The following is a 13,218-nucleotide window of genomic DNA, read 5'->3' on the forward strand; positions in this document are numbered from 1 at the left end:
AAAGTCATGGCCTTGGTTAAACCACTATTTCGGCAAGCGGTAATCGTCCGGCCCCATCAGATCCATGCCGCACTCAAGGTTTTCGATCCAGTAGAGGAAGGCATTGATCATTTCCGCGCCGACAAAGGGCCGGCCGTGCTGCGGCACGATCATCGCCACATCCATGTCGCGGACCATCGCCGCCCACAGCCTGCAGACCTTGTTACTGGCCATATAGCGGCGGTGAAAGCCAAGCATATTTGGCACATGGTTGACGAAGTCGCTCACCGGGTGCGCGTCATCGACCATCGAGGCGCCCATATCGCCGGAAAACAAAATCTTACTCACCGGGTCATACAGCTGGAAGTTGCCCACCGAGTGGAGAAAATGCGCCGGTACGGCCTTGAGCGTGCATTTGCCCAGGGCAAACGACTGGCCGCGATCCGGCAGCGCGATGATCCGGTCAAAGGTGTTGATTCCTCGGCTGAGCGCCAGGTAGTTGGCCGTCAGGTGCGGCAAAAAGCGCGCCCAGAGCTTGGAGCAGATCACCCGCGCACGGGTGTGCAGCAGCCATTTGTCCAGCGAGGCGATGATGTCCGGGTCCTGGTGCGAGGCGAAGATATAGGTGAGGTCCTGCACCGGGATGTGCTTGGACAGCTCCAGCGACAACGGCGTATAGGTCAGATCGCCGCCCGGATCGAGCAGCAGGTACTGCTCGTTGTCGGTGATCAGAAACTGGTTGGACTGCACGCCCTCCCCGCTGACCAGGTCATCGAACATCATGCATTGATGCTCGCCGTTATCGAACAGCACTATGGGCTCGCGTCGCATGGCAGGCTCTCTCCCGAAAGCCCGCGAGCTTACTGGCGCAGCGACCCGGCCTTACTGATCTGGATCAAGCCGGCACGCCATGCCTGATTAGAGATTAATGCCGAACAGCGCCTGCGCCTTCTGCAGACGTTTGCTGCGCGCGCTGCCGGCAATCGCAAGCAGGCCTTTGTCGCGCTGCCAAAGCTGCGCCCAATGCGCATCGCCGGCGGCAAAGGCGTTGTCCAGATCACTGCGCAGGCTGTCGAACTGGGCAAACAGCCCGGCCAGCATCAGGTGGCTATCCGCTGCACTTGGGCATTGCCGCGCCACTTCCGCGCAGCCGGCCAACAGGCCGAGCAGGCGCAATTGCAGAGCCTGCGGCCAGGCCGATTCCTGGCCCACACCAAACAGCCAGGCCGTCAGCGCCGCCAGTACGTGGGTGTCTTCCAGGGTACGGAAGGGTTTTACGTAGTCATCCCAACCATCGCCGGCCAGACGCTCGCACTGCGCGTCCTGCAGATGCAGACGGCCATGGCTGACATCCGGCATCAACGGCAGCGCCGGCAGTGTCTCGATCTGCACACCCGGCGCGCCATTGCGCACCACGCCTAGAGCCAGCTGCACCGGCGCACCGACGGCTTCCTCACGGGCGGCCACCAGCAACCAGTCGGCGGCCTCGGCGGCGGTGACGAAATCCTTGCGGCCGTCCAGGGTCAGCGCGTTGATCCGCGTGCTCATATCCGCCGGGCGGGTGCTGCGGTTCTCGGTTACGCACAGCGCGCCCAGGGTCCAGGGCGCGGCCGGCCAAAGTGCGCGCAACGCGCCCTGGTAACCGGCGAGAAACGCCAGCCCCGGCGTCGCGGCCAGTCGGCCACCGAGCAGGGCCAGCTGCAACGGGGTTGGGTTGCCGATGCGTTCGAGCAGGCTGGCGTACCACTCCTCCAGCCCCGCGACCGGCAGACGCGCTTGCGGGCTCAACAGCTGTTGCCAGGGCATGCATTGCTCCTTATTGGAATTATCGAAGTCACTGTCACACAAGCATCACCAAAGATTCACGGAGGTGACACCGCCGCTACCTAGCCTGAGCTTGCCCAACAAGATCGACCGGCTGCAAGGCAAAAAGCCGGCTAACTAGGCCAAGTGAAAACGTCGCGAGCGAAGGTTAGGCAAGGCGAAAGCAAGCGAGGAAGCGGAGTGTACGAGTTGTACATGAGCATTCCGAGGTTGCTTTCAACGCGGCATAACCGAGCGCAGTAGTTTTCACACGGCCGAAATGGAGATGACGGCATGACCCAGATGGCAATCACCCGCGACCGCACTACCCCCGCTCGTCGCTTGCAGGCCGAGCGCTTACACGGCGCTGCCGCCCTGCGCGAAGCCCAGGCGCTGCGCTTTCGCGTATTCAGCGCCGAATTCGATGCCAAGCTCAAGGGTGCCGAACTGGGCCTGGACATGGATGACTACGACATTCACTGCCAACACATCGGCGTACGTGACCTCAACAGCGGTGAGCTGGTGGCCACTACCCGCCTGCTCGACCACCGCGCTGCCGCCAGCCTGGGGCGCTTCTACAGCGAAGAAGAATTCAGCCTGCACGGCCTGCCGCACCTCGAAGGGCCGGTGCTGGAAATCGGTCGCACCTGCGTCGACGCCGCCTACCGTAACGGCGCGACCATCGCCGTGCTCTGGGGCGAGCTGGCCGAAGTGCTCAACGAAGGCGGTTACCGCTACCTGATGGGCTGCGCCAGCATCTCCATGCAGGACGGCGGCATCCAGGCCCAGGCGATCATGCAGCGCCTGCGCGAACGCTACCTGTGCACCGAACACCTGCGCGCCGAACCGAAAACCCCGCTGCCGGCGCTGGATGTGCCGAGCAACGTGATCGCCGAAATGCCGCCGCTGCTCAAGGCCTATATGCGCCTGGGCGCGAAGATCTGCGGCGAGCCGTGCTGGGACCAGGATTTCCAGGTCGCCGACGTGTTTATCCTGCTCAAGCGTGACGAGCTGTGTCCGCGCTATGCCCGGCACTTCAAGGCAGCCGTCTGAGTTAGGTTGCACAAGTCGCCGGCACTCTGTAGACAGTGCCGGCGTTTGTGTTTTTGCAGCGAGAGAGTTCGATGAAGAAAGTGCGTTTGTACCTGCGCCTGGCGCGCCTGCTGGCGGTGATCAGCCTCGGCACCTTGCTGGCGGCGGGTATCACCCTACTCGAACGCCTGGTCCGGCATGACCTGATGCCAACCCGCCAACGCCTGACCCGCTGGTTTCTCGCGCGTCTGGCAGGGGCGTTGCCATTCCGCTTGCAGGTACAGGGCGAGCTGCCGCGCAAGCCGATGCTGTGGGTCAGCAATCACGTGTCCTGGACCGATATTCCGCTGCTCGGCATGCTCACCCCGCTGTCCTTTCTGTCCAAGGCCGAGGTGCGTACCTGGCCAGTGGCCGGCTGGTTGGCACACAAGGCTGGCACCCTGTTTATCTGCCGCGGCTCGGGCGACAGCAGCCTGCTGAACCAGCAGCTCGGTCGGCATTTGCAGCGCGGGCGTAACCTGCTGATCTTCCCGGAAGGCACCACCACCGACGGCCTTGGTCTGCGCACCTTTCACGGCCGTTTGCTGAGCAGCGCGATCGACAGCGGTGTATCTGTGCAGCCGGTGGCCATCCGTTACCTGCGCGGCGGCAAGCCGTGCAGCGTGGCGCCGTTTATCGGTGACGACGACATGCTCTCGCATCTGCTGCGCCTGCTGAGCAGCGAGCTGAGCGAGGTGCAGATCCAGCTGCTCGCACCAATTGCCAGCAGCGAGCTGAACCGCAATGCATTGGCCCGCGCGGCGCAGCAGGCGATCAGTCAGGCGTTGTTTGGTGCGGCAGACGCAGCTGAAACTGAAAAAACCGAAACAGAGAGCCAGGCCGCCTAACCACGCTCGCGGGCAACGAACGCCTGTAGCTCTGGATAGAACTGGCGAAAGTCCTCCAACAGCGGCTGATACAGCCGCTCCAACTCGGCGGCACCGCCCGCCAGCAACCCAGGCCGCGACAGTCGCCGATCAATCCCCGCGACCACCTGCTCCAACACGGCAAACTCGCGGTAACTGCCCAGCCAGTCCTGCGCGGCCATACGCGGTGCGATCAGCGCCAGGCGTTCGGGCAAACGCGGTTCGTCAGCCAGCACCTGATACACCCGCCCGGTAAAACGCGGCAGTGGCTCGGCGGCATAGTCGGCCCAATTCAGCGCCAGGCAGTGATCGAAAAACACATCCAGCAAGATGCCGCTATAACGCCGCCGCTCAATGGCAAAGCGCGCCCGTGCCTGCGCTTGCAGCGGGTGGCTATCGGTGAATACATCGATACGTCGATGCAGGCGGATCGCCGCCTCAATATCCGCCGGCCACTGCCCGGCCAGCGGCCCTTTGACGAAATCGCCATACAGGCTGCCCAGCAGTTGTGCCGGCGCGTCGCCGCCGAGGTGTAAATGCGCGAGGTAGTTCATGGCCTCAGCTTACACATCAGCACGCGTGATGATGACTATCGCCACGAACGATCTGTATATCGCCAGCAACCGATATAAGGTTCGCCTCATCGCGATATGGCGTTACAGCGCACAGGGGATAACCCGTATGCAACTCGACATTGATGAAGTGATCAAGGCACTGGCCCATCCGGTGCGGCGCGACATCCTGCACTGGCTGAAGGACCCGCAGACGTATTTCGCCGATCAGGACCATCCGCTGGAAATCGGTGTGTGCGCCGGCAAGATCGACCAACGCACCGGGCTGTCGCAATCCACGGTGTCCGTGCACCTGGCAACCCTGCAGCGCGCTGGCCTGGTAAGCAGTAAGAAGGTCGGCCAGTGGAACTTCTTCAAACGCAATGAAGAGACCATCCAGGCGTTCCTCAACCACATCAGCCAAGCGCTCTAAACCAACTTTTACATTCACTTTTTTCAGGAGCTGACGGCATGCCTGCAGCGCTTCTCGTCCTCGCTTTGTCCGCGTTTGCCATCGGCACCACGGAATTCGTCATCATGGGTCTGCTGCCGGAAGTGGCGGGCGACCTCGGCGTGTCGATTCCCGGCGCTGGCTGGCTGGTCACCGGTTACGCCCTGGGCGTGGCCATCGGCGCGCCCTTTATGGCCCTGGCCACCGCCAGCTGGCCGCGCAAAGCCTCACTGCTGACGCTGATGAGCATCTTTATCGCCGGCAACCTGTTCTGCGCCCTGGCCAGCGATTACCAGATGCTGATGCTCGCCCGGGTGATCACCGCCCTCTGCCATGGCGCATTCTTCGGCATCGGCTCGGTGGTTGCCGCCAGCCTGGTGCCAGCCAATCGCCGTGCTTCGGCCGTCGCTTTGATGTTCACCGGCCTGACCCTGGCCAACGTGCTTGGCGTACCGCTGGGCACCGCGCTCGGTCAGTACGCTGGCTGGCGCTCGACCTTCTGGGCCGTGACCCTGATTGGCGTGATTGCCCTGATCGGCCTGTGGCGCGTGCTGCCGAGCAAAACCGATGAAGCCAAGGCCGACTTCGCCAGCGAAGTGCGCGCCCTGCGCGGTACCGGCCTGTGGCTGGCGCTGAGCACCACGGTGCTGTTCTCCGCCGCGATGTTTGCCCTGTTCACCTATATCGCGCCGCTGCTCGGCGAGGTCACCGGCGTATCGCCCAACGGCGTGACCTGGACCCTGCTGCTGATCGGCCTTGGCCTAACCCTCGGCAACGTACTCGGCGGCCGCCTGGCCGACCGCAGCCTGAAAGCCACCCTGGTCGGCGTATTCATCGCCATGGCGGTGATCTCCACCCTGTTCAGCTGGACCAGCCAGGCGCTGATCCCTGCCGAAATCACCCTGTTCCTCTGGGCCACCGCCGCCTTCGCTGCGGTGCCGGCCTTGCAGGTCAATGTGGTGGCCTTCGGCAGCGGCGCACCGAACCTGGTGTCGACCCTGAATATTGGCGCCTTCAACCTCGGCAACGCCCTCGGCGCCTGGGTCGGCGGCCTGGTGATTGCCGAAGGTTTCGGCCTGACCCGCGTGCCCCTGGCCGCTGCTGCCCTGGCCGTACTGGCGCTGCTTGCCACCCTGCTGACTTTTAGTACCCGTAGCCCTGAACCCGAACTTGCACTCAACGATTAACCTGAGAGGACCTTCCCATGACTACGCTTTTCGACCCGATCCAGATCGGCGACCTGCAACTCAACAACCGCATCATCATGGCCCCACTGACCCGCTGCCGCGCCAATGAAGGCCGCGTGCCCAACGCACTGATGGCCGAGTACTACGTACAACGTGCCAGCGCCGGGCTGATCATCAGCGAAGCCACCTCCGTGACCCCGATGGGCGTCGGCTACCCGGACACCCCAGGCATCTGGTCGAATGATCAGGTGCGCGGCTGGAGCAATATCACCAAGGCCGTACACGCCGCGGGCGGCAAGATCGTTCTGCAGCTGTGGCACGTTGGGCGTATCTCCGACCCGCTGTACCTGAACGGTCAACTGCCGGTTGCGCCGAGCGCCATCCAACCAGCTGGACACGTCAGCCTGGTGCGGCCGATAAAAGACTTCGTCACCCCGCGCGCCCTGGAAACCGAGGAAGTCGCCGATATCGTCGAGGCCTATCGCATGGGCGCAGAAAACGCCAAGGCCGCAGGCTTTGACGGTGTGGAAATCCACGGCGCCAACGGCTACCTGCTCGACCAGTTCCTGCAGAGCAGCACCAACCAGCGCACTGACCGCTACGGCGGCAACCTGGAAAACCGCGCGCGTCTGCTGCTGGAAGTTACCGATGCGGCGATCGAAGTCTGGGGCGCTGGCCGCGTTGGCGTGCACCTGTCGCCACGGGCTGACCTCCACGATATGGGCGACGCCAACCGCGCCGAGACCTTCACCTACGTGGCGCAGGAACTGGGCAAACGCGGCATCGCCTTTATCTGCGCCCGTGAGCAGGAAGCCGACGACAGCCTGTCGCCAAGCCTGAAAGAAGCCTTCGGCGGCGTATTTATCGCCAACGAGCGTTTCACCAAAGACCAGGCCAATGCCTGGCTGGCTGAAGGCAAGGCCGATGCGGTGGCCTTCGGCGTGCCGTTTATCGCCAACCCGGATCTACCGGCGCGCCTGGCGCAGGATGCCGAGCTGAATGCGCCACACCCGGAAACCTTCTACAGCCAAGGCCCGGTCGGTTACCTCGACTACCCAACGCTGTAACACAGTGGTTTAACCGGCATAAAAAAGCCCGCCAATAGGCGGGCTTTTTCGTTGCGGCAACTTTAGAACCTGTTTCGGATCTCGCGAGCTAGAGTCCTGCAAGGCGCTACGTTAGTAACAGCCTCCGGCTGGTCAAAGCGGCGAGATAAATGAGCATTACTCGTTTCACTCGCCCTTCGGGTCGCGCTAAAGCGCGTTAGCCGCAAGCGGCTTGCCGAGCCGGTTTTTAACGCCGCAGGGCCGACGCGCAGCAGATCCGACGCTGGTTCTCAGCGTGCGTCGATCTGCTGCTGCAAATTCTGCACCTGCGCCTGCAGGGTGCTGATATTGCGGGTCATCTGCGCGCGGAAGGCGTCGAACTCAGCCGTGCTGCTACTGGCGGAACGGGTTTCCAGATCGCTTTTCAGTACCAGCAGGTCCTGCTCAACACGAGCGATGGCCTGGTTGGGGTTGCCCTGTTTCTTCAGTGCATCGATATCGCTACTCAAGCTGGCAAGCTTCTCGTCGAGCTTACTCTGCCCGGCCAGTGCACTTTTCAGGGTGGTTTGCTCGTTTTTCAGTGCTGCCTGCTCGGCAGTGAGCTTCTTCAGAGTGGCTTCCAGCTTTTCGCCACCACCTTCCTGACCTTTCAGCTGCACCGCCAGCTGTTCAAGGCGCTTGTTCTGATCGCCCTGCTTGCTGCTGGTGCCTTGGTGCTGCTTGCTCAGCTCGGCCAGTTTGCTTTCCAGCTGCTTGACCTGCAGCTTCAGCGCTTCGCTGCCGCTGGTGACCGAAGACTCGGTGGCCACCACCTTGCCGGAAATGTCCTGAATCCGCCCGGCCGCTTCCTCGCTGATGCGCGCGAAACTCTCCTGGGTGGCAACCAGCTGCTGCTCCATCAGGCTGATCTGCTGAAAGCTCCACCAGCCGAGCCCGCCCAGGGCAATCATCAAGGCGCCAACCAGCGCCCAGAGTGGGCCCGTGCTGGCCGACTTAACCGGTGCGGCGGCCGACGCGCGGCCATAAGTGTTGCCGCGTGCTGGCTCCGGGTGATCGGTGGCGTAGTCATCGTGATCGCGCTGATCAGCCCGCAGGCTGGGCACGTGATCGAGTTCGTCGTGGGCATCGTTACGCATGGGTCAACCTTCAAGAAAGCGCGGGGTGAGGAGCCTGTCGGACTTAACACTGCTCGGCTGCGGAAAAGCCGGATTTGGCCACTTTAGCTGCTCTTTTTCGTTAAATAGCGGGCTATTCGCCTCAAAAGACCAACAAAGCTGACTCAAACCGGACTTCCCCTCGCTACGAACGGTCAAGCCCGACAGGCTCCATGCAAATTTGCCGCGCAGTATAACGGTTCGCGCGCAGCGCTTCAGTGTCGCGCCATGCCAGTGCGAAACGCACCGACGAAGGGCACGGCACAGGCCATCGACTCGCTGCAGCCCGCGCAGTTCCACAGAGTGTGAACTGGTATGCGCTTTGCACTTGTCTATTTGCGACGTTTTCGCAGCGCCAGGGAGCAAGAGCGCTGCAGACGCGATCCGCACGCGGGAAACGCGGCGTGACCAGGCGGGTGGCATTGCGGATGAATGACACCCAGCCCACTTGTAATAACGGGGGAAAGGTCCATGGAGCTGAACAGAGAAGTACTGGATTGCATGATGAGCCTGCGCCGCAGGCTGCGCGAAGAACTGACGGTGGACATTCGCATGAGCCAGCCTGATGCGATCAACAGCATGCTCAGCGCCTGCCTCACCTCAAGCAGCGAGGAAACCCGGCAACTGGGGCAACTGCTGGCCCAATACAGCGACCGCCCCTTCGGCGAGCCCGCAAGCACACCACGTATGCAGGCCGGCCACCCGCTGCTGGTGGAAGACCTCGCCCAACGCCCACCCACCAGTGGTTCGGTAAGGATGTATCGCGGGCAGCGCGTCTACGCCTGAGATCTGTTTACCGGCAGTCAACTTGGATGATGCGCCTGCCACCAGGCGCAGAACTCATCCAGCGCGTTCCACAGGCTGGCCTTGGGTTCGTACTCCAGATACTGCTGCGCGCGGCTGATATCCAGGGAGAAATCCTTGGCCATCACCGCCACACCCAGGCGGAACAGGGTCGGCTCAGGGCGACCGGGCAGCAGCTTGCACACGCCCTCATTCAAGGCCGCCGCGCCATACGCCAGGCTATAAGGCAGATGACGGGTGACCGGCGGCAGGTCGAGCTTGCGCAGCACATAATTGACCACGTCCCACAGCGGTACCGGCGCACCATTGCTGATGTTGTAAACCTGCCCCAGCGCTGGCCCGGCCGCCAGCAGGCAGCTCATCAGCGCTTCGTTGAGGTTGTGCACGCTGGTGAAATCGACCTTATTCAGGCCGTTGCCGATGATCGACAACTGCCCCTTGCGCTGCATATTGATCAGGCGCGGAAAGATGCTGGTATCGCCCGCCCCAGTGACAAAACGCGGACGCAGCGCCAGCACTTCCAGGCCGAACTCCTGAGCTGCAAACACCTGCTGCTCGGCGAGAAACTTGGTTTTGCCGTAGTGATCGGAAAAACGCTTGGGTAGCTGTTCTTCACGCAGGCCGACATGCGCCTGACCATCGAAATACACCGACGGCGATGACAGGTGCACCAGCCGCCGCACCTTCTGTTTCAGGCAGGCATCCACCACGTTCTCGGTGACCGTTACGTTGGCCTGATAGAAGTGCTCGTAACGCCCCCAGACGCCGACCGCGCCAGCGCAGTGCACCACCGTTTCAACATCCCGGCACAGCTGCTGCACCAGCTCTGGGTCGGACAAATCGCCCTGCACAAACTCCGCGCCACGCGAGCATAGATGCTCAACGCCCTCGGCGCGCCGCCCGTTGACCCGCACGCTCAAGCCCTGCTCCAAGGCAAAGCGGGCGAAACGCCCCCCGATAAAGCCACTGGCCCCGGTTACCAGAATCTTCATTACCGCCCCCTTTGCCTTGATTGCAGGCCACTCTAGCAGCGCACGCCGGCCGCTGCCGTGGCATTACAAGCCAGAACAACGACTGCACACACCCTGCGATAGGCCAACAGGCCCGCCCACAGCGGCTAAGCTGCCAGACGCAAACCTAATAACAACTAAGGAGCACGGGATGGCGACGCACTGGATGATTTACGGAGCCAATGGTTACACCGGCCACCTGCTGGCCGCCGAGGCCAAGCGTCAGGGCCTCACACCCATTCTGGCTGGGCGCAACCCGGCCGCCGTACATGCCTTGGGCAGTCTGCTGGGCCTGGAGTGCCGGATATTCGATATCCATCAGCCGGATCGCGCCAAGGAAGCCCTGGCCGATATTGCCGTGGTCGCCCACTGCGCCGGCCCGTTCTCCGCCACCAGCGCGCCGATGCTAGACGCCTGCCTGGCCAGCGCCACCCATTACGTCGATATCACCGGTGAAATCAGCGTATTCGAAGCGGCCCATCAACGGGATCAACAAGCGCGCGAACTGACTGTGGTGGTCTGCCCCGGCGTGGGCTTCGATGTGATCCCCAGCGATTGCCTGGCCGCCTGCCTGCATCAGGCCCTGCCCGATGCCACGCACCTGGCACTGGGTTTCGACTCTGGCAGCGGGCTGTCGCCCGGTACCGCGAAAACCTCGGTGGAAGGCCTGAAACATGGCGGAAAGGTGCGCCGCGCGGGCGTCATCACCGATGTACCGCTGGGCTATAAACGCCGCGCCATCAACTTTGGCCGCGGTGAAAAGCCGGCGGTAACGATTCCCTGGGGCGATGTCTCCACCGCCTACCACTCCACCGGCATCGACAATATCGAGGTGTACCTGCCGACGCCGACGCCGACAGCGGCTGCGATCGTGATGCGCCTGATCGACCCGCTACGCGCCCTGCTGGGCCTGGATGCGGTGCAGAACTGGCTCAAGCGGCTGATCGAAAAACGCGTCAGCGGCCCGGATGAAGCCAGCCGCTCCCGCCAGCGCACCTGGCTATGGGGCGAGGCGCGCAATGCTGCAGGCGTGGTAAAAACCGCGCGACTGGAAACCGCCAACGGCTATGACGTAACCGTGCACGGCGCCTTGCTGGCCGTGCGGCACCTGCTCGATTACAACGGCCCCGGCGGTTACTTCACCCCCAGCAAGCTGCTCGGAGAGCGCTGCGTGGAACAGCTGCCGGGCTCGGGCAAGGTGGTTATTTCCTGAGCGCCACCAGGCTATGGGCTGCGGCCTGGGTAAGGTGGCGCGTCAGCTGATTAAGCAACTCGCCGCCATTACGCCAGTGGTGCCAGTACAGCGGCACATCGATTGGCCGGTCGCTGATCAATTCGACCAGCTCGCCACGGGCTGACTCCCCGAGCACTTGCAGCTCGGGGATCAGCCCCCAACCAAACCCGGCCTGCGCCAAGCGGATAAAACCTTCGGATGACGGGCACAGATGGTGGGCAAAACCACCTTCGACGCCCAGGCTGGACAGATAACGGTGCTGCAACAGGTCATCCGGGCCGAAGACGATAGCCGGCGTATGAGCCAACGCCTGCGCCGTTACTCCATCTGGAAAATGCCGGGCGATAAACGCCGGGCTGGCCATGGCGCGATAACGCATCGCCCCCAGCAGCACGGCACGCGCACCGGCCACCGGGCGCTCACTGGCGCATACGCAGGCCGCCACCTCGCCGGCGCGCATGCGTTTGAGGCCGACTTCCTGATCCTCCACCACCAGATCCAGCAGCAAACGCTGCTCGTTGCAGAACGCGCCCACGGCGCCGGCCCACCAAGTGGCGAGGCTGTCGGCGTTCAACGCAATACGCAGACGCTCGGGCAGCCCGCCCTCATCCAGCCCCGGCACCTGCGCCTGAATATCCCGTTCCAGCAAACGCACCTGCTGCACATGGTTAAGCAAACGTCGACCGATTTCCGTCGGTGCCGGCGGCACCGCACGCACCAGCACCGGCTGGCCGACCCGCGCCTCCAGCAGCTTGATCCGCTGCGACACCGCCGACTGCGACAAACCCAGCACCTGCGCCGCACGCTCGAACCCCGCCTGCTCCACAACGGCAGCCAGAGCGGCGAGTAGTTTGTAATCCAGCAAAATAAGAATTCCTAATGGGTGATCAGGATTATTGGTTTCTCTTATATACCCAGCCACAGCAGACTGACCAGCATCCCCACCCTGAACAAGGCAATCCGCATGGCCGGCGAAACCTCACTGACAACATTGCTACACAGCATGAGCCCACAGCTGAACGATGGCGCTTACGTGTTCAGCAGCCTGAGCGATGCCGCGCAGCTGGACGGTGTGCAGCCGCTGGGCAGCTTTCAGGAAGCCGAAGGCCTCACAGTTATTCTGCCGCGCCAGCATGCCGAACACCTGGGCTTGCCGTTCAGCTACGTGGCCGCCTGGCTGACGCTGCATGTGCATTCGGCTCTGGAAGCCGTCGGATTGACGGCTGCCGTCGCCAGCGCACTGGCGCATGCCGGGATTAGCTGCAACGTGATCGCCGGTTTCTACCACGACCACCTGTTCGTCGCCCACGCCGATGGGCCACGCGCGCTGGCCGTTCTGCAACAGCTCAGTGAACAGGTGGAGTAACCGATATGTGGCAAAGCTATAGCAATGGATTACTGATCGCCGCCGGGCTGATCATCGCCATCGGCGCGCAGAACGCCTTCGTGTTGGCGCAAAGCCTGCGCCGCGAGCATCACCTGCCGGTGGCATTGCTCTGTGTGGTCTGCGATGCCCTGCTGGTCACTGCCGGGGTGTTCGGCCTGGCCGCCGTGCTGGCGCAGAGCCCGATGCTGTTGGGCGTGGCGCGCTGGGGTGGCGCGGCCTTTCTACTCTGGTATGGCGCCCAGGCGCTGGTTCGCGCCAGCCGTCCGCAGGCGTTGGCTCAGACCAGCGACAGCGGCCCACGCTCACGCCGCGCGGTGCTGCTGGCGGCACTGGCCGTGACCCTGCTCAACCCGCATGTGTACCTCGACACAGTGCTGCTGATCGGCTCACTCGGCGCGCAGCAACCGGTGCCCGGTGCCTATGCCCTCGGTGCGGCCAGCGCTTCATTAATGTGGTTCTTCTGCCTGGCCCTTGGCGCGGCTTGGCTCGCCCCCTGGCTCGCGCGCCCGAGCACCTGGCGCTTTATCGACCTAGGCGTGGCCTTGATGATGTTCAGCATTGCCTGGCAGCTATTGAGCAACCCCGGCATGCTCTAAAACGGCCCTGATGCAACATGCCGAGGTGGTTTTCCACACAGTTGCCGCGTGTTTAAGGCGCGGGGCGAGTGCTATGATC

General features: G+C 63.0%; 15 protein-coding genes. 9 read left to right on the forward strand and 6 right to left on the reverse strand.

Annotation, left to right across the window (positions count from 1 at the left end; all coding sequences use genetic code 11):
- Positions 1-24: 24 nt before the first annotated feature.
- Together ACQ4LH_RS14065 and ACQ4LH_RS14070 are read right to left on the reverse strand one after the other, a co-directional pair.
- On the reverse strand, positions 25-810 hold the full coding sequence (locus tag ACQ4LH_RS14065) for an MBL fold metallo-hydrolase (RefSeq protein WP_430697724.1): 786 nt from the start codon (positions 808-810) through the stop codon (positions 25-27).
- Positions 811-897: 87 nt separating this feature from the next.
- A complete protein-coding gene (locus tag ACQ4LH_RS14070) occupies positions 898-1,785 on the reverse strand; it encodes an acyl-CoA dehydrogenase (RefSeq protein WP_430697725.1) in 888 nt (295 codons plus the stop codon).
- A 291-nt stretch (positions 1,786-2,076) separates the two neighbouring features.
- On the opposite strand from ACQ4LH_RS14070, the gene olsB reads away from it, so the two are divergent.
- Both olsB and ACQ4LH_RS14080 read left to right on the forward strand, forming a co-directional pair.
- Positions 2,077-2,835, forward strand: a complete 759-nt coding sequence (gene olsB, locus ACQ4LH_RS14075) for an L-ornithine N(alpha)-acyltransferase (RefSeq protein ID WP_090249004.1) — start codon at positions 2,077-2,079, stop codon at positions 2,833-2,835.
- A gap of 71 nt (positions 2,836-2,906) precedes the next feature.
- A complete protein-coding gene (locus ACQ4LH_RS14080) occupies positions 2,907-3,701 on the forward strand; it encodes a lysophospholipid acyltransferase family protein (protein ID WP_430697726.1) in 795 nt (264 codons plus the stop codon).
- On the opposite strand, the gene ACQ4LH_RS14085 is transcribed toward ACQ4LH_RS14080, so the two are convergent.
- Positions 3,698-4,273, reverse strand: coding sequence for an ACP phosphodiesterase (locus ACQ4LH_RS14085; RefSeq protein WP_430697727.1), 576 nt, complete (start codon positions 4,271-4,273; stop codon positions 3,698-3,700). The genes ACQ4LH_RS14080 and ACQ4LH_RS14085 overlap by 4 nt on opposite strands.
- A 127-nt stretch (positions 4,274-4,400) precedes the next feature.
- Here ACQ4LH_RS14085 and ACQ4LH_RS14090 point away from each other — a divergent pair, with 127 nt between their 5' ends.
- From ACQ4LH_RS14090 to ACQ4LH_RS14100, 3 genes are read left to right on the forward strand one after another with little or no spacing between them, the layout of a single operon-like run.
- On the forward strand, positions 4,401-4,703 hold the full coding sequence (locus ACQ4LH_RS14090) for an ArsR/SmtB family transcription factor (RefSeq protein WP_430697728.1): 303 nt from the start codon (positions 4,401-4,403) through the stop codon (positions 4,701-4,703).
- A gap of 38 nt (positions 4,704-4,741) precedes the next feature.
- Positions 4,742-5,908 carry an MFS transporter gene (locus ACQ4LH_RS14095; RefSeq protein WP_430697729.1) on the forward strand — a complete coding sequence of 389 codons (1,167 nt, stop codon included), beginning with the start codon at positions 4,742-4,744 and terminating at the stop codon, positions 5,906-5,908.
- A gap of 17 nt (positions 5,909-5,925) precedes the next feature.
- Complete coding sequence (locus ACQ4LH_RS14100) at positions 5,926-6,975, forward strand: alkene reductase (RefSeq protein WP_430697730.1); 1,050 nt, start codon at positions 5,926-5,928, stop codon at positions 6,973-6,975.
- 269 nt (positions 6,976-7,244) lie between these two features.
- On the opposite strand, the gene ACQ4LH_RS14105 is transcribed toward ACQ4LH_RS14100, so the two are convergent.
- Entirely contained in the window at positions 7,245-8,090 is an 846-nt protein-coding gene (locus ACQ4LH_RS14105) for an ATPase (protein WP_430697731.1), read from the reverse strand.
- 489 nt (positions 8,091-8,579) lie between these two features.
- On the opposite strand from ACQ4LH_RS14105, the gene ACQ4LH_RS14110 reads away from it, so the two are divergent.
- Positions 8,580-8,894 (forward strand): hypothetical protein, encoded by a 315-nt coding sequence (locus tag ACQ4LH_RS14110; protein WP_430697732.1) that lies wholly within the window; start codon positions 8,580-8,582, stop codon positions 8,892-8,894.
- Positions 8,895-8,911: 17 nt separating this feature from the next.
- Here ACQ4LH_RS14110 and ACQ4LH_RS14115 read toward each other — a convergent pair whose 3' ends face one another.
- Complete coding sequence (locus ACQ4LH_RS14115) at positions 8,912-9,904, reverse strand: NAD-dependent epimerase/dehydratase family protein (protein WP_430697733.1); 993 nt, start codon at positions 9,902-9,904, stop codon at positions 8,912-8,914.
- Positions 9,905-10,073: 169 nt separating this feature from the next.
- On the opposite strand from ACQ4LH_RS14115, the gene ACQ4LH_RS14120 reads away from it, so the two are divergent.
- Positions 10,074-11,135 (forward strand): saccharopine dehydrogenase family protein, encoded by a 1,062-nt coding sequence (locus tag ACQ4LH_RS14120; protein WP_430697734.1) that lies wholly within the window; start codon positions 10,074-10,076, stop codon positions 11,133-11,135.
- On the opposite strand, the gene ACQ4LH_RS14125 is transcribed toward ACQ4LH_RS14120, so the two are convergent.
- A complete protein-coding gene (locus tag ACQ4LH_RS14125; RefSeq protein ID WP_430697735.1) occupies positions 11,125-12,021 on the reverse strand; it encodes a LysR family transcriptional regulator ArgP in 897 nt (298 codons plus the stop codon). The genes ACQ4LH_RS14120 and ACQ4LH_RS14125 overlap by 11 nt on opposite strands.
- A gap of 99 nt (positions 12,022-12,120) precedes the next feature.
- On the opposite strand from ACQ4LH_RS14125, the gene ACQ4LH_RS14130 reads away from it, so the two are divergent.
- Positions 12,121-12,522 (forward strand): ACT domain-containing protein, encoded by a 402-nt coding sequence (locus tag ACQ4LH_RS14130; protein WP_430697766.1) that lies wholly within the window; start codon positions 12,121-12,123, stop codon positions 12,520-12,522.
- A 5-nt stretch (positions 12,523-12,527) separates the two neighbouring features.
- Positions 12,528-13,139: a LysE/ArgO family amino acid transporter gene (locus tag ACQ4LH_RS14135; RefSeq protein WP_430697737.1), complete on the forward strand. Its 612-nt coding sequence runs from the start codon at positions 12,528-12,530 to the stop codon at positions 13,137-13,139.
- Positions 13,140-13,218: the final 79 nt, after the last annotated feature.

The sequence above is a fragment of the Pseudomonas peli genome (genome assembly GCF_050563605.1).
Taxonomy (GTDB): domain Bacteria; phylum Pseudomonadota; class Gammaproteobacteria; order Pseudomonadales; family Pseudomonadaceae; genus Aquipseudomonas; species Aquipseudomonas peli_A.

Bases quoted from the DNA above. Each gene is read 5' to 3' on its own strand.
- ACQ4LH_RS14090 (WP_430697728.1), top strand. From the start codon at position 4,401: ATGCAACTCGACATTGATGAAGTGATCAAGGCACTGGCCCATCCGGTG.
- ACQ4LH_RS14120 (WP_430697734.1), top strand. From the start codon at position 10,074: ATGGCGACGCACTGGATGATTTACGGAGCCAATGGTTACACCGGCCAC.
- ACQ4LH_RS14105 (WP_430697731.1), bottom strand. From the start codon at position 8,090: ATGCGTAACGATGCCCACGACGAACTCGATCACGTGCCCAGCCTGCGG.
- ACQ4LH_RS14085 (WP_430697727.1), bottom strand. From the start codon at position 4,273: ATGAACTACCTCGCGCATTTACACCTCGGCGGCGACGCGCCGGCACAA.
- ACQ4LH_RS14095 (WP_430697729.1), top strand. From the start codon at position 4,742: ATGCCTGCAGCGCTTCTCGTCCTCGCTTTGTCCGCGTTTGCCATCGGC.
- ACQ4LH_RS14070 (WP_430697725.1), bottom strand. From the start codon at position 1,785: ATGCCCTGGCAACAGCTGTTGAGCCCGCAAGCGCGTCTGCCGGTCGCG.
- ACQ4LH_RS14115 (WP_430697733.1), bottom strand. From the start codon at position 9,904: ATGAAGATTCTGGTAACCGGGGCCAGTGGCTTTATCGGGGGGCGTTTC.
- ACQ4LH_RS14100 (WP_430697730.1), top strand. From the start codon at position 5,926: ATGACTACGCTTTTCGACCCGATCCAGATCGGCGACCTGCAACTCAAC.
- ACQ4LH_RS14135 (WP_430697737.1), top strand. From the start codon at position 12,528: ATGTGGCAAAGCTATAGCAATGGATTACTGATCGCCGCCGGGCTGATC.
- ACQ4LH_RS14065 (WP_430697724.1), bottom strand. From the start codon at position 810: ATGCGACGCGAGCCCATAGTGCTGTTCGATAACGGCGAGCATCAATGC.
- ACQ4LH_RS14110 (WP_430697732.1), top strand. From the start codon at position 8,580: ATGGAGCTGAACAGAGAAGTACTGGATTGCATGATGAGCCTGCGCCGC.
- ACQ4LH_RS14130 (WP_430697766.1), top strand. From the start codon at position 12,121: ATGGCCGGCGAAACCTCACTGACAACATTGCTACACAGCATGAGCCCA.
- olsB (WP_090249004.1), top strand. From the start codon at position 2,077: ATGACCCAGATGGCAATCACCCGCGACCGCACTACCCCCGCTCGTCGC.
- ACQ4LH_RS14080 (WP_430697726.1), top strand. From the start codon at position 2,907: ATGAAGAAAGTGCGTTTGTACCTGCGCCTGGCGCGCCTGCTGGCGGTG.